This window comes from Sphingobium sp. PAMC28499, assembly GCF_004795815.1.
GTDB lineage: Bacteria > Pseudomonadota > Alphaproteobacteria > Sphingomonadales > Sphingomonadaceae > Sphingobium > Sphingobium yanoikuyae.
This window is the reverse complement of sequence record NZ_CP039248.1, coordinates 4,723,545-4,740,373: the sequence shown is the minus strand read 5'-3', so window position 1 is coordinate 4,740,373 and position 16,829 is coordinate 4,723,545. Positions and strand designations below refer to the sequence as shown.

At 66.1% G+C, this 16,829-nt stretch carries 13 protein-coding genes and 1 tRNA gene; 2 read left to right on the top strand and 12 right to left on the bottom strand.

What is annotated here, in order from left to right:
* Nucleotides 1-108: 108 nt before the first annotated feature.
* Genes E5554_RS22270 through kdpF form a run of 6 tightly spaced genes read right to left on the bottom strand, consistent with a single transcriptional unit; the run spans nucleotide 109 to nucleotide 7,917 of the window.
* Nucleotides 109-804, bottom strand: coding sequence for a response regulator transcription factor (locus E5554_RS22270; protein WP_136188124.1), 696 nt, complete (start codon nucleotides 802-804; stop codon nucleotides 109-111).
* Nucleotides 801-3,461, bottom strand: a complete 2,661-nt coding sequence (locus tag E5554_RS22265; RefSeq protein WP_136188123.1) for a sensor histidine kinase KdpD — start codon at nucleotides 3,459-3,461, stop codon at nucleotides 801-803. The genes E5554_RS22270 and E5554_RS22265 overlap by 4 nt, the downstream gene beginning before the upstream one ends.
* Nucleotides 3,458-4,048, bottom strand: a complete 591-nt coding sequence (kdpC, locus tag E5554_RS22260; RefSeq protein WP_136188122.1) for a potassium-transporting ATPase subunit KdpC — start codon at nucleotides 4,046-4,048, stop codon at nucleotides 3,458-3,460. Before kdpC ends, E5554_RS22265 begins: the two co-directional genes overlap by 4 nt.
* Nucleotides 4,049-4,062: 14 nt before the next feature.
* Entirely contained in the window at nucleotides 4,063-6,099 is a 2,037-nt protein-coding gene (kdpB, locus tag E5554_RS22255; protein WP_136188121.1) for a potassium-transporting ATPase subunit KdpB, read from the bottom strand.
* Between the two features lie 12 nt (nucleotides 6,100-6,111).
* Complete coding sequence (gene kdpA / locus E5554_RS22250) at nucleotides 6,112-7,815, bottom strand: potassium-transporting ATPase subunit KdpA (RefSeq protein WP_136188120.1); 1,704 nt, start codon at nucleotides 7,813-7,815, stop codon at nucleotides 6,112-6,114.
* A gap of 12 nt (nucleotides 7,816-7,827) precedes the next feature.
* Nucleotides 7,828-7,917, bottom strand: coding sequence for a K(+)-transporting ATPase subunit F (kdpF, locus tag E5554_RS22245; RefSeq protein ID WP_004208480.1), 90 nt, complete (start codon nucleotides 7,915-7,917; stop codon nucleotides 7,828-7,830).
* 340 nt (nucleotides 7,918-8,257) lie between these two features.
* Between kdpF and E5554_RS23150 the strand changes: the two genes are divergently transcribed.
* Complete coding sequence (locus E5554_RS23150; protein ID WP_168708749.1) at nucleotides 8,258-8,425, top strand: hypothetical protein; 168 nt, start codon at nucleotides 8,258-8,260, stop codon at nucleotides 8,423-8,425.
* 123 nt (nucleotides 8,426-8,548) lie between these two features.
* Entirely contained in the window at nucleotides 8,549-9,142 is a 594-nt protein-coding gene (locus tag E5554_RS22240) for a nitroreductase family protein (protein ID WP_037522043.1), read from the top strand.
* A 44-nt stretch (nucleotides 9,143-9,186) separates the two neighbouring features.
* Here E5554_RS22240 and E5554_RS22235 read toward each other — a convergent pair whose 3' ends face one another.
* The 6 genes from E5554_RS22235 to E5554_RS22210 all read right to left on the bottom strand — a co-directional run bounded on the left by E5554_RS22235 (nucleotide 9,187) and on the right by E5554_RS22210 (nucleotide 16,749).
* A complete protein-coding gene (locus E5554_RS22235; RefSeq protein ID WP_136188119.1) occupies nucleotides 9,187-10,593 on the bottom strand; it encodes a TolC family protein in 1,407 nt (468 codons plus the stop codon).
* Nucleotides 10,594-10,604: 11 nt separating this feature from the next.
* Nucleotides 10,605-13,793 carry a multidrug efflux RND transporter permease subunit gene (locus E5554_RS22230; RefSeq protein ID WP_136188118.1) on the bottom strand — a complete coding sequence of 1,063 codons (3,189 nt, stop codon included), beginning with the start codon at nucleotides 13,791-13,793 and terminating at the stop codon, nucleotides 10,605-10,607.
* A gap of 114 nt (nucleotides 13,794-13,907) precedes the next feature.
* Nucleotides 13,908-15,170, bottom strand: a complete 1,263-nt coding sequence (locus tag E5554_RS22225) for an efflux RND transporter periplasmic adaptor subunit (RefSeq protein ID WP_136188117.1) — start codon at nucleotides 15,168-15,170, stop codon at nucleotides 13,908-13,910.
* A gap of 3 nt (nucleotides 15,171-15,173) precedes the next feature.
* Complete coding sequence (locus E5554_RS22220) at nucleotides 15,174-15,587, bottom strand: hypothetical protein (RefSeq protein ID WP_010338106.1); 414 nt, start codon at nucleotides 15,585-15,587, stop codon at nucleotides 15,174-15,176.
* 388 nt (nucleotides 15,588-15,975) lie between these two features.
* A complete protein-coding gene (locus E5554_RS22215; RefSeq protein ID WP_136188116.1) occupies nucleotides 15,976-16,587 on the bottom strand; it encodes a TetR/AcrR family transcriptional regulator in 612 nt (203 codons plus the stop codon).
* A gap of 88 nt (nucleotides 16,588-16,675) precedes the next feature.
* A tRNA-Gln gene (locus E5554_RS22210) sits at nucleotides 16,676-16,749 on the bottom strand.
* Between the last annotated feature and the right edge of the window lie 80 nt (nucleotides 16,750-16,829).

Here is a 16,829-nt window from a genome sequence, read left to right as displayed (position 1 = left end):
TCCTCGTTGCCGTCATCCTGACGAAAGTCAGGATCCATTCGGCGCTACGGCTGTGAGGAAGCTCTGAATGGATCCCGGATCAAGTCCGGGATGACGTTCGGAGAGAAGTCAGTCTGCGCCCTGTTTCAGGCGGTAGCCGATCCCCAGTTCATTGCTGATGATCTGGGGGCGTTGCGGGTCAGCCTCCAGCTTCTGGCGCAGGCCGCGCACCAGCACGCGCAGATATTCGACATGATGGGCATGTTCGTTGGGCCAGACATGGTCCATGATCTGCTTGTGGGTGATGACCCGGCCGGGAAAGCGCGCCAGCTGCTCCAGCACGCCATATTCCTTGGGCGTCAGATGCACCTCGACCCCGCCTTTCGTGACGATATGGGCGACCAGGTCGATCGTCAGGTCGCCGGCTGTCACCTTGGTCGATCCGCCATCGCGCGTCATCCGATTGCGCAGCGCCACCCGCACGCGGGCAAGCAGTTCGTCGGTGTCGAACGGCTTGGTCAGATAATCGTCGGCGCCCAGGTCCAGCGCGGCGACCTTCTCATCGGTGGCGTCGCGCGCCGATACGATGATGAGGGTCGTGTCGCTTTCCTTCTTGATGATCGGCACCAGTTCCAGCCCGTCGCGATCGGGCAGGCCCAGGTCCAGCAGGGTGATGTCGGGCCGCTCGCTGCGCAGCTTGTCCAGCGCCTCGCGCGCGGTCTGCGCTTCGATCGTGGCATAGTCGGCGCGGGCGAGGGCGGCCTGGATCAGCCGGCGGATCTGCTGTTCGTCGTCGACGATCAGCAGGCTGTGGCGCGGCTTCATGCGATGTCCTTTTCCATGATGTCGGTGAGGATGAGGGATTGGGGAATGTGCAGGGTGAAACAGGCGCCGGCAGGTTCCGACACTGTGCGCGCCGATACGGTAAGGCCCATCGCCTCGGCAAAGGCCTTGACGATGGCGAGGCCCAGGCCTGTGCCGGTCTTCGACCGATCCGATCCTTCCAGCCGGGTGAAGGTGTCGAACACCCGCGCTTCCATGCCGGCCGGGATGCCCGGCCCCTGGTCGATCACCGACAGGGAGATGGCGTCGGGCTCGCGCAGGCTGCGCACGGTCACGGGGGTGCCGGGATCGCCATAGCGGCCGGCATTGTCGAGCAGGTTGATGAGGATATGGTGCAGCAGCACCGGATCGACCCGGACCAGCGGGATGTCGGGCGGGATCTGCACGTCGAGCTGGCGATCGGCCAGCGCGCTGCGGCTGTCATGGGCGGCGCTGGCGACGGCGTCGAACAGGTCGGTCGCCTCCGCCCGCATCGGCAATGCGCCGGCCTCCACCCGCGCCATGTCGAGCAGATTGGCGACGAAGCGGGACAGGCGCTGGGCCTCGCCATCCAGCGTATCGATCAGTTCGGGCGAGGGGTGAGTGCGCATCTCACGCGTGGCGGAGATGATGGTGGTGAGCGGCGTGCGCAGATCATGGCTGACCGAGGAGAGCAGGGCAGACCGCAGCCGGTCGCGCTCGCGAATCTGACCGGCTTCCAGCATCGCCTCCTCCAGCGCCATGCGGTCGAGCGCGATCGCCGCCTGATCGATCAGGCTCATCAGCAGCGGGAACTGATCGGATCGGACCGGTTCGCCGGCATCCTCGCGGGCCAGACCGATCACGGCCAGCACCGCGTCCTTGGCCGTCACTGGCAGGAACAGCCAGTCCGAAGCGGTCAGGGTGGAGGAGCCGCGCCCGGCCGGCTCGCCATGCTCCATTGCCCAGCGCGCGGCGGCGCGCTCGATCTCGTCCAGCCGGTCCTCGGGCGGATAGGCAGCGCGCAATTGCGGCCCTTCATCCGACGGGATCATCAGCACGGTGCGCACGTCGAACAGCCGGGCGATCTCGGCACAGATGGCGTGGCGGATTTCCTCCAGGCTGGGCGAGGCGGTGAGTTGACGCGAGAAGCCGGCCAGCGTCGCGTTCTGCCGGGCGCTGGACTGGGCAAGGACCGACTGGGCGTGCATCCGCGCGGCAAACTGGCTGGTCACCACCGCCACGCCCAGGAAGACGAGGATGGAGATGACATTTTCCGGATTGCTGACGGTCAGCGTGCCCGTGGGCGGCAGGAAGAAGAAATTATAGGCAAGGCTGGAGGCGAGGCCGGTGGCAAGACCGGTGCGCAGGCCATGACTGGCCGCGGCGAACATCACCGGCACCAGATAGAGAAGGGCGATATTGCCGAGGTCGATCACCTCCAGCATCAGCCGGCCGAGCAGGGTCATGCCGATCACTGCCAGCATCGACCAGACATAGCCGATCGGGTCGCCCCAATGGCCGCCGCCGGCGGCGCGCGGGCGCGGCGCGCTTTCCTCGCCGGGCATGACATGGACGGCGACCGGGCCGATGTCGCGCACCAGCCGGTCGACCACCGACCCATGGCGCAATTCGAACCACCAGCTGCGCGCCGATTTGCCGATCACGATCTGGGTGGCGCGCGCGTCGGCGGCGAAGCTGCGCAGCCCATCGGCGACGCTGGGGGCGGGGATGGAAGCCGTTTCGGCGCCCAGGCGGGAGGCGAGGGCAAGCGTATCGGCCAGACGCTGGCGGTCCTCGTCCGACAGCTGAGGCCCACGCGGGGTTTCGATATGGATGGCGGTCCAGGGCGCGCGCAGCGCATCGGCCAGCCGCTTGGCGGAGCGGACCAGACCGGCGGCGCTCGGCTGCTCGCTCACCGCCACGATCACTCGCTCGCCGGCGGCGAAGCTGCCCGCCAGCGCATGGGCGCGGACATAGTCGAGCATCTGGGCATCGACCGCCTGGGCGGCGCGGCGCAGCGCCAGTTCGCGCAGGGCGGTCAGGTTCGACTTGGAAAAGAAATGGTTGAGGGCGCGGCTGGCTTCCTGCGGGATATAGACCTTGCCGTCCTTCAGCCGCTCGATCAGCTCGTCGGGCGGAATGTCCACCACTTCGATCTCGGCATGTTCCAGGATCGAATCGGGCACCGTTTCCCGCACGCGGACGCGGGTGAAGGAGGCGACGACGTCGTTGAGGCTTTCGACATGCTGGATGTTGATCGTCGAATAGACATCGATGCCGGCGGCCAGCAATTCCTCGACATCCTGATAGCGTTTGGGGTGGCGACTGCCCGGCGCATTGCTGTGCGCCAGCTCGTCGACCAGCGCCAGTTGGGGGTGGCGCGCCAGGATCGCATCGATGTCCATCTCGCCCAGGCTGTGGCCCTGATGGTCGACGGTGCGGCGGGGGATGATCTCATGACCATGGACCAGCGCTTCGGTCTCGCGCCGGCCATGGGTCTCCACCACGCCGACGACGACATCGACGCCTGCCTCGCGCCGCTGCCGTCCTTCGGTCAGCATCTCCCATGTCTTGCCCACCCCCGGCGCGGCGCCGAGAAAGACCTTCAGGCGGCCACGGCCTTCCTGCGCAGCGGCGCGCAGGAAGGCTTCTGGATCAGGGCGATGCTGTTCGTTCACTTGGTCCGTTTAGCGTCAATTGCATCCAGCCGTCGATTGAGATCGAACAGATTGACGCGGGGTTCGCCGATGAAGCCCAGCAGGGGCTGCTCGACGCTCTGTTCTACCAGGCTGCGGACGCGCGCCGCGTCGATCCCGCGCGCGGCGGCGACGCGATCGACCTGATAAAAAGCTGCCTCGGGGCTGATATGGGGGTCGAGCCCCGAGGCAGAGGTGGTCACCAGATCGGACGGAACAAAACGACCAGGTGTAGCAGCTTGAAGGGTCTCGACGTCGGTCTTGACGCGGTCGGCCAGCGCCTGGCTGGTCGGACCATAGTTGGAGCCGGAGGAGGCAAGGCCGTCATAGCCCTTGCCCGCCGCCGACGGACGGCTGTGGAAATAGATGTCCGAGGTGAAGGCCTGGCCAATGATGGTCGAACCGACGACCTTGCCCTGATCCTCGACCAGGCTGCCATTGGCCTGGGACGGGAACACCGCCTGGCCGATGCCGGTCAGCGCCAGCGGATAGGCAATGCCCAGCAGCAGGGCGAAGAGCAGCGTCATGGTCAGGGCCGGACGCAGGGCGGATTTGAAATCGGTAAACATGGATTTGTCCTTCCTCAGGCGAGGCCGAGGCCGTTGACGGCAAGGTCGATCAGCTTGATGCCCACGAACGGCGCGATCAGGCCACCCAGGCCATAGATGGCGAGGTTGCGGGCCAGCAGCGGACCGGCGCCGATCGGGCGATAGGTCACGCCCTTGAGCGCCAGCGGCACCAGACAGGGAATGATCAGCGCGTTGAAGATGATCGCCGACAGGATTGCGCTTTCCGGCGTGGCCAGCCCCATGACGTTGAGGATGCCAAGGCCCGGATAGAGCGCCACGAACATGGCCGGGATGATCGCGAAATATTTGGCCACGTCATTGGCGACCGAGAAGGTCGTGAGCGCGCCGCGCGTCATCAGCAGCTGCTTGCCCAGACCCACCACCTCGATCAGCTTGGTCGGATCGCTGTCCAGGTCGACCATGTTGCCGGCTTCGCGGGCAGCCTGGGTCCCGGTGTTCATGGCGACGCCGACATCGGCCTGCGCCAGGGCAGGGGCGTCGTTGGTGCCGTCGCCGCACATCGCGACCAGGCGACCGCCTTGCTGTTCCTTGCGGATCAGGGCCAGCTTGTCTTCCGGCGTTGCCTGCGCCAGGAAGTCGTCGACCCCGGCCTCGGCCGCGATGCTGGCGGCGGTCAGCGGGTTGTCGCCGGTGATCATCACCGTGCGGATGCCCATCTGGCGCAGTTCGCCGAACCGTTCCCGGATGCCCGCCTTGACGATATCCTTCAGGAAGATCGCGCCCAGCAGCTTGCCGTCCTTGGCCACCGCCAGCGGGGTGCCGCCGGCACGGGCGATCTCGTCGGTGATGCGGCGCAGTTCGTTGGCGACCGGAGTGGAGCCCAGGCCCGGATTGGCCTTCAGCACCGAATCCACCGCCCCCTTCTGGATCGTCGATCCATCGATGGTGACGCCGGAAATCCGGGTCTGGGCGGTGAAGGGAATGATCTCCGCATTGGCGGGCAGGGCGTCTACCGACTGGTTGAAGCCTTCGCGGGCCAGCAGCACGATCGAACGGCCCTCGGGCGTCTCGTCCGCCAGGCTGGCGAGCAGCGCGGCTTGTGCGAGCTGGGCCGGGGTGGCGCCGCCGACCGGACGGAATTCGGTCGCCTGACGATCACCCACGGTGATGGTGCCGGTCTTGTCCAGCAGCAGCACGTCGATGTCGCCCGCCGCCTCGACCGCACGGCCCGACTTGGCGAGCACATTGAAGCGCACCAGACGGTCCATGCCGGCAATGCCGATCGCCGACAGAAGGGCAGCGATGGTGGTCGGGATCAGGGTAATCAGCAGCGCCGCCAGGATCGCCACCGGAATGGCGCCGCCGGCATAGCTGGCGAAGCTGGGAATGGTGCCGACCGCGATCAGGAAGATGATGGTCAGGCCCACCAGCAACAGGGTGAGGGCGATCTCGTTCGGCGTCTTCTGCCGCTCCGCACCCTCGACCAGCGCGATCATGCGATCGAGAAAGCCCTGGCCGGGATTGACGGTGACGCGGACGCGGATCTCGTCGGAAATGACGCGGGTGCCCGCCGTCACGGCCGAACGGTCGCCGCCCGCCTCGCGGATCACCGGCGCGGATTCGCCGGTGATGGCCGCTTCGTTGACGGAGGCGACGCCGGAGACGACCTCGCCGTCGGACGGGATCAGGTCACCGGTCTGGACCAGCACCACGTCGCCCAGCTTCAGCGCGCTGGCGGCGACATTTTCATAGCTTTCGCCATGGCCCTTCAGCCGCTTGGCGGTCAGGTCCGCCTTGGTAGCGCGCAGCGAGGCGGCCTGCGCCTTGCCACGGCCTTCTGCCAGCGCCTCGGCAAAGGTGCCGAAGAGGACCGTGAGCCAGAGCCAGATCACCAGCTGCAGCTTGAAGCCGACGGCCAGGCTGTCCTGTCCGACAAGGAGCAGGACGGTCAGCAGGACCGCGACGATCGCGGTGGTGAACATCACCGGGTTGCGGATCAGTTCCTTGGGATTGAGTTTGCGGAAGGCGTCGCCGATCGCCGGAACGATCAGGTCCGCCGTGAAGAGCGATTTTTGTTCGGACCGAGCCATGTGCATGGATCCTTAGAAAAGCTGGCCACGGATCATCGCGAGATGATCGGCGATGGGGCCAAGGGCGAGGCTGGGCAGGAAGGTCAGGCCGCCCACGATCAGCACGATGCCGACCAGCAGACCGGTCCACAGCGCCCCGGTGGTGGGGAAGCTGCCGGCGGTTTCGGGCGTATATTTCTTCGCGGCCAGGCTGCCTGCGATGGCCAGCATGGGAATGATGATGAAGAAGCGGCCGATCCACATCGCGACGCCCAGCATCCCGTTATAGAAGGGGCTGTTGGCCGACAGGCCGGCAAAGGCCGAGCCATTGTTGCCGACGGCGCTGGTGAAGGCGTAGAGGATCTCGCTGAAGCCATGCGGTCCCTTGTTGAGCGGACCGGCCAGCCCTGCGTCGGTGACGCTGGCGATGGCGGTGAAGCCCAGGATGATCAAAGGCAGCACGGCGATGGCGAGCACGGCCAGCTTGACTTCGCGGCTCTCGATCTTCTTGCCGACATATTCCGGCGTGCGGCCGACCATCAGGCCCGCGACGAACACGGCCAGGATGGCGAACAGCAGGAAGCCGTAGATGCCTGCGCCGACGCCGCCGATGACGACTTCGCCCAGCTGGATGTTGAACAGCGGGATCATGCCGCCCAGTGCGGTGAAGCTGTCATGCATGGCGTTGACCGCGCCGCAGCTTGCCGCCGTGGTGACGACTGCGAAGAGGGAAGAGGCAGCCATGCCGAAGCGGACTTCCTTGCCTTCCATATTGCCACCGGCGACGCCCAGATTGTGGAGCACCGGATTGCCGGCCGCTTCCTGCCAATAGGTGACGGTGACGCCGGCAAGGAAGATCACCAGCATGGCGGCGAGGATCGCCCAGCCCTGGCGCGGATTGCCGACGGCCTTGCCGAAGGTCCAGGTCAGGCCAAAGCCGATCACGAAGATCGACAGCATCTGCACCAGATTGGTGAGCGCGGTCGGATTCTCGAAGGGATGGGCGCTGTTGGCGTTGAAGAAGCCGCCACCATTGGTGCCCAGCATCTTGATCGCTTCCTGGCTGGCGACGGGGCCAAGCGCCAGGGTCTGCTTGACGCCTTCCAGCGTGGTTACGTCGACCGACCCGGCCAGCGTCTGCGGCACGCCGCTCGCGATCAGGAACAGGGCATAGACGATGCAGATCGGCAGCAGCAGATAGATGGTCACGCGGGTGACGTCGGCCCAGAAATTGCCGATCGTCGATGCGCTGCGCCGGGCAAAGCCGCGGAACAGGGCGAAGGCGAGGGCAATGCCGGTGGCGGCCGACAGGAAGTTCTGGATGGTGAGTCCCAGCATCTGGCTGAGGTTCGACATCACGGCCTCGCCCGAATACCATTGCCAGTTGGTATTGGTGGTGAAGCTGATCGCGGTGTTGAACGCGCCATCGGCTGCCACGGCGCCATAGCCCAGCGGGTTGAGCGGCAGCAGGCCCTGCAGGCGCAGCACCGCATAGGTGAAGAGCAGCAGCGCGACGTTGAAGATCAGCATATGGGCCGCGTAGCGGCGCCAGCTCTGCTCGGCGTCGGGATCGATCCCCGACAATGTGTAGAAGCCCCGTTCGATCGGACCGAACACGGCATGAAGCGGGGTGCGGCGGCCCTCATAAAGGGCGAACAGCCACAGGCCCATCGGCTTGGTGAGCGCCAGCAAGATGCCGACAAAGGCCGCGATCAGCAGCCATCCCTGGAAGGTCATGTGCGGCCCCCCTTAAAAGCGTTCAGGCCGTGCGAGCACGGCGACGAGATAGACGAGAAGCCCGGCGGCGGTGATCGCCGCGAGCCAGAGGTCGATGGTCATGGCATCCCTCCTTCAGGCGTCGCCGCACAGCCGGACATAGCCGAGGCTAGCCGCCGTGAGCGCCAGGATGATGCCGATCCACAAGAGATCCTGCATGGGGGTAACTCCCGCATCACGCCCGCCGCGGGAGGCGGACCGGGTCGTTAGCGAGCGCCCGATTAGGCCCCTCTTCCGTTTGAATGCGAGACGCGGGCCGGGGCGGCTGCATAGTATTTGCGTATGATTTTCCGAAGCGGCCGGGATGGATAGCTTTTCTACCGCGACGGCCAGCATTGCTTGGGGGACGATTCTCTATACCATCGGTAGATAAGCCGCCCGAGTCGGCAGAGAGGACGCACATATGGCCTATCAGGATCAGGACGGACCGTTGACGCGCCTGCGCGAACGGCTGGCGCAGGCCCTTTTCAGGGAACCTGCCGTCGTGCTGTTCGAGCGCGATGCCGATGACCGTGGCGCACCGGTGTCGCGTGCCGATCGCGAACGCCAGCCACAGGATGCCTGCGCCTGATCAGGGAAACCCTGTGTTTCCAGGGCGAAAGCCCAATACCTCTTCGCAGCGGCGGAACATCCGCTAGATAGATTTCCAACAGCATGGCGCGCCGATCGCGTCATCGCCTTGAAGGAGATCCAGATGGCCACCAGCCCGCGCGAAGTTACCCGTCCCGTCGATCCGCTGATCCTGGAGCGCTGGTCGCCCCGCGCCTTTGACGGCTCCGCCATTCCCCAGGCCGATATCGACACGCTGTTCGACGCCGCCCGCTGGGCGCCCTCGGCCTTCAACTACCAGCCCTGGCGCTTCCTCTATGCCCATCGCGACAGTGCCGACTGGGCGCGCTTCCTCGACCTGCTCTTTCCGTTCAACCAGGGCTGGGTGCAGCATGCGGGCGCGCTGGTCTTCGTCATTTCCGACACGCTGATGGCCGCGCCGGGATCGGAAGATTACAAGCCTTCGCACAGCCACAGCTTCGACGCAGGCGCCGCGTGGGCGACGCTGGCGCTACAGGCGACGCGGCTTGGCTATCATACCCATGCCATGACCGGCGTCGATTTCGACAAGGCCCGCGCCGAACTGGCCGTGCCGGAGCGATTCCGGATCGAGGCGGCGATCGCGATCGGGCGTCAGGGTGACAAGGCCAGCCTGCCCGAAGCGCTGCAGGCGCGGGAGGCACCGAGCGGCCGGCATGAGATCGAGACATTCGCCCATCAGGGCAACTTCATCGTCTGACAGGAAAAAGGGGCGGCGTTTTGAAAACGCCGCCCCTTTCCGTATCAGGTCGTGGTCCAGCCGCCGCCCAGGGCGCGGAACAGATCCACCTGGGCAAAGGCGACGGCGCGATTGGCGGTCGCCAGGTCCGCGTCGGCCGATGCCTGGGTGCGCAGCGCGTCCAGCACGGTCAGGAAGTCGATCTGCCCCTCGCGCTGGCGCGCCAGGCTGATCCGCGCAGCCCGAGCCGCCTCGTCCCGCGCCGATTGCAGCGTCGCCCGCCGCTCCAGCGCATTGGCGTAAGTGGACAGCGCCGTCTCGGTTTCCTCCAGCGCCTGCAGCACCGTGCCGTCAAAGGCGGCGAGCGATGCGTCGCCATCCGCCCTCGCCGCCGCGATCTTCGCCCGGTTGGCTTCCTGATTGGGGAAGGCCCAACTGATGAGTGGCCCCAGCAGGAAGTTGAGCGGCCCGGCGCCAAACAGATTGCCGCCGCCGATCGCCGTGGTGCCGATCGATCCGCCCAGGGTGATGCGCGGATAGAGATCGGCGGTGGCCACGCCGACGCGGGCGGTGTCGGCCGCCAGCCGTCGTTCGGCCGCGCGCACGTCCGGCCGCCGGGCGAGCAGTGCCTGGCCATCGCCGACCGGGATCGGCTGTGTCACATTCGGTGTCACGGTCGCGTTCTGGACGGACGCGGGCAGGTCCTGCGGCGTCCGCCCGGTCAGCGTCGCCAACCGGAACAGCGCGGCATTGCGATCGGCAACCAGATTGGGGATCAGCGCCTGCTGCTGTTCGCGCAGGGTGGTCACCCGGATCACGTCCAGCCGGTCGGACCGGCCAGCATCGAAGCGGGCGCCGGTGATGCGGATCGACTTGTCGAGCAGGTCGATCGTTTCCTTCGCGACGGCGAGACGCTGGGCCGATGCGGTGGCGTCGACATAGGCGCGCACCGTATCGGCGACCACCGCGACGCGGACGGCATCGGCATCGGCCTGGGCCGCGCCGACATCGCCGCGCGCGGCCTCTATGCTGCGCTTCACCCGGCCGAACAGGTCGACTTCATAGGCGACGTCCAGCCCCATATCGACGGTCCAGTTTTCCCGGTCCATGCCGGGCAGGGTCTGGGCCTGCGACACCCGGCCATAGGTCGGGGAGCCGCTGATATTGGTGCTGGGCAACCGGTCGGACCGGGCGCCGCGCAACTGGGCGCGGGCGCGTTCCAGCCGGGCGACGGCGACGCGGATGTCGGTATTGGCCTTGAGCGCATCGCCGACCAGTCCGTCGAGCAGCGGGTCATTATAGAGCCGCCACCAATGGTCGTCGGCGGCGCTCTGGGCGACCGCCGGGTTCGCCGCCCCGATGAAGGGGGCGGCGGCCGTGGTCGGAGTGGCAGGGGCCTTGTAATCCGGCCCGGCGGCGCAGGCCGTCAGCGCACTGGCGCCGAGCAACAGGGCAATCAGGTTCCTTGTCATGGCTTTTGTCCTCATTCGGCCGGCTGCAATGCCGCAGCATCGTCAGCCTCCGGGCGCCGGCGACGGGCGAAACGATCGCCCAGCGCACGGCACACGACATAGAAGGTGGGGGTGAAGAGCAGGCCGAAGGCCGTCACGCCGGTCATGCCGAAGAAGACTGCCGTGCCCAGCGCCTGGCGCAGTTCCGCACCGGCCCCGCTGGCGATCACCAGCGGCACTGCCCCCAGGATGAAGGCGAAGCTGGTCATCAGGATCGGGCGCAGACGGGTTTGCGCCGCCTGAACCGCGGCCTCGACCGGGCTCAGCCCCTGTTCCTCTTCCGCCTGCTTGGCGAATTCGACCACCAAGATGGCGTTCTTCGCCGCGAGCGCGATCAGCACGACCAGACCGATCTGCGTCAGGATGTTGTTGTCCATCCCGCGCAGGTTCACGCCCAGCATGGCCGCGAACAGGCACATCGGCACGATCAGGATGATCGACAGCGGCAAGGTCAGGCTCTCATATTGCGCCGCCAGCACCAGGAAGACGAAGAAGACCGCCATGCCGAAGACGATGCCTGCGGTATTGCCGGCACTGATCTGCTGATAGGCAACGCCGGTCCATTCGCTGGCATAGCCGGCGGGGGCCGCGTCGGCGAGCTTCTCCATCGTGCTGAGCGACTGGCCCGACGAATAGCCCGGTGCCGTGTCGCCATCGATTTCCACCGCGGGCAGCAGGTTGTAGCGGACCACGCGATAGGGGCCGGTCTTGTCGCGGAAGGTGGAGACCGAACCGATCGGTACCATCTGGCCGCTGTTCGACCGGGTCTTCAAGTTGGCGATGTCGGCCACGGTGCCGCGATGGTCGGCATCGGCCTGGGCAGTCACGCGATAGGTGCGGCCGAGCAGGTTGAAGTCGTTGACGAAGGCCGAGCCGAGATAGACCTGCATCGCTTCGAACACGCGCTCGGGCGGCACGCCCAGCAGGTCGGCCTTGCGGCGATCGACATCCGCGAAGATGCGCGGGGTGCCGACGTCGAACAGGGTATAGACCTGCGCCAGGCTGGGGCTCTGATTGGCCTTGCCGATCAGTTCGCCGGCAACCTTGTTGAGTTCCGTATAGCCGCGATCCTCCCGGTCCTCCAGCATCAGGCGATAGCCACCGGCCGAGCCGATGCCCTGGATCAGCGGCGGCGGCACCAGCAGGATGCGCGCCTTGTCATAGCCCGCGACCGCCTTGTTCGCCTGATCCATGATCCCGGCATAGGTGGCACCTTCCGCCTTGCGCTCGGCAAAGCTTTTGAACGGGAAGTAGATCGCCGCGCTGTTGGGCGCCTGCGTCTGCGACGGGCCGTGGAAGCCGGCGAACATCACCGCACCGCGCAGCCCCTTGATCGGCAGGATCTTCGCTGCGACCTCGCGCGTCACCTTGTCGGTGCGCTCCAGCGATGCGCCCGAGGGCAGCTGGACGACGGCCAGGAAGTAGCCCTGGTCCTGTGCCGGGATGAAGCCGCCGGGCGTCACCCAGAACAGGGCGATGGTGGCGGCGATCAGGCCGGCATAGGTCAGCAGCATCTTCTTGGGTCGGGCGACAAGGAAGCGGGTGAGGCGCGCATAGCCCGCGCTCATCCGATCAAAGCCCTGGTTGAAGCGATCCGCTGCCCTGGCCGTGATCTGGCGCCAGCGCGGCGCATTGTCGAGATCATGGGCACCATGTTTGGGCTTCAGTAGCAGGGCGGCTGCAGCCGGCGACAGGGTGAGCGAAAGGATCAGCGAGATCACCGTCGCGGTCGAGATGGTGACCGCGAACTGCTGGTAGAAGGCACCGGAAATGCCGGTGATGAACAAAGTCGGCACGAACACGGCGCACAGCACCAGCACGATCGCGATCAGCGCGGTCGACACTTCGTCCATCGACACGCGCGCCGCCTGCAGCGGGCTCATGCCGTTTTCGATATTGCGTTCGACATTCTCGACCACGACGATCGCGTCGTCGACGACGATGCCGATCGCCAGCACCAGGCCGAACAGCGACAGGTTGTTGAGCGAGTATCCGACCGCAGCCAGCATCGTTGCCGTGCCGATCAGCGAGACCGGGATCGCGATGATCGGGATGACCGCCGCGCGCCAGTTCTGCAGGAAGATCAGGATGACGATGACGACCAGGATCACCGCTTCGAACAGCGTGTGATAGACGGCGTCGATCGACTGGCTGATGAATTCGGTGGGGTTGTAGATGATGCTATATTCCAGGCCCTTGGGGAAGCGCTTGGACAGTTGCTCCATCTCCGCCTTGACCTTCTGCGCCGCGTCGAGCGCGTTGGAGCCGGGGCGCTGCATCGTCGCGATGACGACCGTCGGTTTGTTGCTGAGATAGGTGTTGGTGCCATAATCCTGCGCGCCCAGCTCTACGCGGGCGACATCGCGCACGCGCACCTGGTGGCCATCGGCGTCCGAACGGATCACGATGTCGGAAAACTGATCGGGCGTGGTCAGGCGGCCCTGCATCTCGACGCCAAGCTGGAAGGCTTCGCCCCGATCATAGGGCGGCTGGCCGATCGAGCCGGCCGACACCTGGACATTCTGTGCCCGGAGCGCCGAGACGATCTCGCCGGCGGTCAGGTCCAGCGCGGCGGCGCGATCGGGATCGATCCAGATGCGCATGGCATAGTCGCGCGAACCGAACAGCTGCACGTCGCCCACGCCATCCAGACGAGCCAGTCTGTCGCGCACCTGGGTCAGGGCATAGTTGGAAATATAGTCGCGGTCATAGGTGCCGTCGGGCGACTGCAGGTTCACAACCATCAGGAATTCGGGCGTGGTCTTGCGGGTCACGACGCCCAGCCGCTGCACTTCCTCGGGCAGGCGGGGGATGGCGACCGCGACGCGGTTCTGCACCAGCACCTGCGCGGCATCCAGGTCGGTGCCGATCTTGAAGGTGACGGTGATGACGACCTTGCCATCGCCGGTCGACTGGCTGCTCTGATAGAGCATGTCGTCGACGCCGTTGATTTCCTGTTCGATCGGCGCGGCCACGGTCGACGCGACCGTTTCGGCGGATGCGCCGGGATATTGGGCGGAAACCGTGACCGTGGGGGGCACGATGTCGGGATATTGGGATACCGGCAGGCCGATAAAGGCGAGCGCACCGACCACGGTGATGACCACCGCGATGACGGCGGCAAAGATCGGCCGGTCGATGAAGAAACGGGAGAAACGCATCGGATCATCCTTTGCGAACGAGCGAAAGGGATACCGCGCGATCCGGCCGGGCCGGATCACGGGCTTGGGATTTCGTTTGATTGACCCCACCCGTGTGAAGGGTGGGGTCAGTGCTTACCGAGCGAAGGTGGCCTGGGCGGCGACCGGGGCGGCGCTGTCGACCGGGGTGACGGGTGCCGGGGTCGGGGTAATCCGGGCCGGCTTCACCGCGACCTTGGCGCCGGGCATCGCCGCCTGGATATTGGTCACGACGACCCGGTCCTGCGGATCGAGGCCGCTGCGGATGATGCGCAACCCATCGACGATCGGGCCTAGCTCGACCGGCTTCACCGCGACGCTGTCATCCTTGTCCACCACCAGCACGGTCTTGCGTGCCTGGTCGGACTGGATCGCCTCGTCCGGGACCAGCAGGGCATTGGCCTTGCCGCCATTGGCCAGACGCATATTGCCGAACAGGCCGGGGGTCAGGAAATTGCCCGGATTGTCGAAGACTGCGCGGATGCGGATCGTGCCCGACCGGGGATCAAGGCCATTGTCGGTGAAGTCGAGCCGGCCCTTGTGGCTATAGTCCGCCTCATCCTGCAACCGCACCTCGACCGCGCCGCCATTCTCCTTGTCGCGCTGCGACTTGAGGTAGAGCGCTTCGGACGCATCGAAGTTGAAGTAGATGGGGTCGAGCTTGTTGACCGTGGTCAGCAGCGACGCGGTGCTGCCTTCGCCGCCCGACACCAGATTGCCGATGTCGACACGGCGATCCGACACGCGGCCGGAGATCGGGGCACGGACCTGGGTGAATTCTACATCCAGCGCCCGGCTGCGTTCGCGGGCCTGCGCGCCGGCCAGGGCGGCCTGTGCCGCCTGCAGGCGCGAGCGGAGCGAATCCACTTCGCTGGCCGACACGGCTTCGTCGCCGGTCAGCCGCTGGACGCGGCCATAGTCATTCTGGGCCAGCAGCAGCGCGCTGCGAGCGGAGGCGACGCTGGCGCGGGCTTCGGCCAGGGCGGCCTGGAAGGGGCGCTGATCGATGGTGAAGAGCAACTGTCCCTGGCGTACGAAGTCGCCGTCGCGGAAGTGGATGGCGGTCACCGCGCCCGATACGCGGGGGCGGATCTCGACCGTCTGGCTGGGGGCGAAGCGGCCGACATAGTCATCCCACTGCGTCACGCTGCGGGCGAGCGGCGCGGAAACACCGACCGCCGCCAGCGGGGCGGCTGCGGCCTGGGCCGACGGGCGGTCGACCAGCTTCCAGCCGATGCCGAACAGGGCGATGAGCGCGACGGCGGCGATGCCGCCATGCTTGCGCGACCAGCGGTTGCCCGGTGGCGCGTGAACGTCCGACGCGGTGCCGTCGGCTGTGATCTTGGTGAACTGGTTCATGGATTAGCTCCGGGGGACGCGGGCGGTGCGGCCCGCGCTGATGGTGGCGAGCAGCAATTCGAGCTGCGCGGTGGAAAAGCCGGCCGCGCGGAAGGCGGCGAGGGCGGAAAGCGACACGGCATAGCCTTTGTGCCAGGCCTCGACGGCCAGGCGGCGCAGTGCTTCCAGCCGTTCGCTGGCCAGGGTGGGGCTATGTTCCTCGCCCCAGATCCACTTGCGCAGACGGGCGAAAGAACCGGGGCCACGCAGCGAGCGCAGCCCGTCGGTGCGGGCAAGGTCGACGATCTGCCATTCCTGGGCGGAAAAGCTGGTTGCCTGGGCCTCGACACTGATGGCGGGCACTGCGGGGGCGGGGCGGGCGGCGCCGACCGCCATCTGCGGACCGGCAAGCGCCTGGGCGAAATCAAGGAAAGCCATGGCCTGTTCCTTCCTGCTATCTGAAGCGGGCACACGGCCGCGCGCGGAAAAGCGCGGATCGCGTCCCGAAATAAGTGCCCGAAGATGCGGGCATGCGTCCCTGCGGCGCGAACGGCACAAACCGTCGCGAAGAGGGCGCAAAGATGGTGAATCAGGAGGAACCCGTTACCGGGAAACCGCCCCTTTGGGTGACGCTATCGTCGACAGCGCCGATGGTGGAATTGCTGCATGATGACCTCCCTGGGCTACACACCCAGCATCATTGTGTACCGCATGGTATATATTAACGGGGGCTGTCCCGTCAACCGTCTTTTTGTACCGGGAGGTATTTTATTTGCAGTGCGGCAATTTCAAGGCCCGCATCGCTGCAAAAGCGAAATAAATTCCGCTATTTGCTCGGCCACATGGTGAGCGTTGTATCGATCAGCTGTTCCAGCCGATCGCGCGGCACACCGGCACCGGCCTGCACGGCCATGCCCTGGATCACGGTCGAGAGGTAACAGGCAAGCGCCTGTGGCTCGACTCCGGCGGGGAGGTCGCCCTCTGCCTGGGCGCGTTCGAACCGGTCGAGCAGGGCGCGGTCGGACGAGGCGCGGCGGGCCAATACCTCATCGCGGATACATTCGGAATGGGCGGTGCCGCCTACCGAACTGATGACACCCATGCACCCCTGGGGATCTTTGTTACCGGTCTGGATCGCCAGTGATCCGCGCAGCATGCGCTCGGCCACCGCCTTGGCGGTCGGTGCCTCCAGCGACGACTTCACATAGCAGAGCTTGTCGCGCTCATAGAGGTCGAGCGCCTTGCGGAACAGGGCTTCCTTGTTGCCGAAACAGGCATAGAGGCTGGGCTTGGTGATGCCCATCGCTTCGGTCAGTTCCGCCAGCGATGCGCCTTCATAGCCGCGCCGCCAGAAGACCTGAAGCGCAGCCGCCAGGGCTTCCTCGGGATCGAACTCCCGCGGGCGACCCCTGCCACTCTGTGTTGCCGTCATTTCCATACCGACCGGTATATAGGGATGATGGCCGCCTACGTCCATAGGGCGCGCGACAACATTGCTGGTCAGTTTTTATCTGATGGGGAAGAATTGGATGCCCGACAAGGATTCGAACCTTGATTGACGGAGTCAGAGTCCGCTCTCTTACCATTAGAGGATCGGGCATCATCAGCAGGGCTTGCCCCGCTTGGGAGGCCGCAGATAGGCGGGGATTCAGAGTCGGTCAAGCGCTTTGTGCAGCCTTT

Coding starts and splice junctions, on each gene's coding strand:
- E5554_RS22225 (WP_136188117.1), bottom strand. CDS start 15,170: ATGAACCAGTTCACCAAGATCACAGCCGACGGCACCGCGTCGGACGTT.
- kdpF (WP_004208480.1), bottom strand. CDS start 7,917: ATGACCATCGACCTCTGGCTCGCGGCGATCACCGCCGCCGGGCTTCTC.
- kdpA (WP_136188120.1), bottom strand. CDS start 7,815: ATGACCTTCCAGGGATGGCTGCTGATCGCGGCCTTTGTCGGCATCTTG.
- E5554_RS22215 (WP_136188116.1), bottom strand. CDS start 16,587: ATGGAAATGACGGCAACACAGAGTGGCAGGGGTCGCCCGCGGGAGTTC.
- kdpC (WP_136188122.1), bottom strand. CDS start 4,048: ATGTTTACCGATTTCAAATCCGCCCTGCGTCCGGCCCTGACCATGACG.
- E5554_RS22220 (WP_010338106.1), bottom strand. CDS start 15,587: ATGGCTTTCCTTGATTTCGCCCAGGCGCTTGCCGGTCCGCAGATGGCG.
- E5554_RS22240 (WP_037522043.1), top strand. CDS start 8,549: ATGGCCACCAGCCCGCGCGAAGTTACCCGTCCCGTCGATCCGCTGATC.
- E5554_RS23150 (WP_168708749.1), top strand. CDS start 8,258: ATGGCCTATCAGGATCAGGACGGACCGTTGACGCGCCTGCGCGAACGG.
- E5554_RS22230 (WP_136188118.1), bottom strand. CDS start 13,793: ATGCGTTTCTCCCGTTTCTTCATCGACCGGCCGATCTTTGCCGCCGTC.
- E5554_RS22235 (WP_136188119.1), bottom strand. CDS start 10,593: ATGACAAGGAACCTGATTGCCCTGTTGCTCGGCGCCAGTGCGCTGACG.
- kdpB (WP_136188121.1), bottom strand. CDS start 6,099: ATGGCTCGGTCCGAACAAAAATCGCTCTTCACGGCGGACCTGATCGTT.
- E5554_RS22270 (WP_136188124.1), bottom strand. CDS start 804: ATGAAGCCGCGCCACAGCCTGCTGATCGTCGACGACGAACAGCAGATC.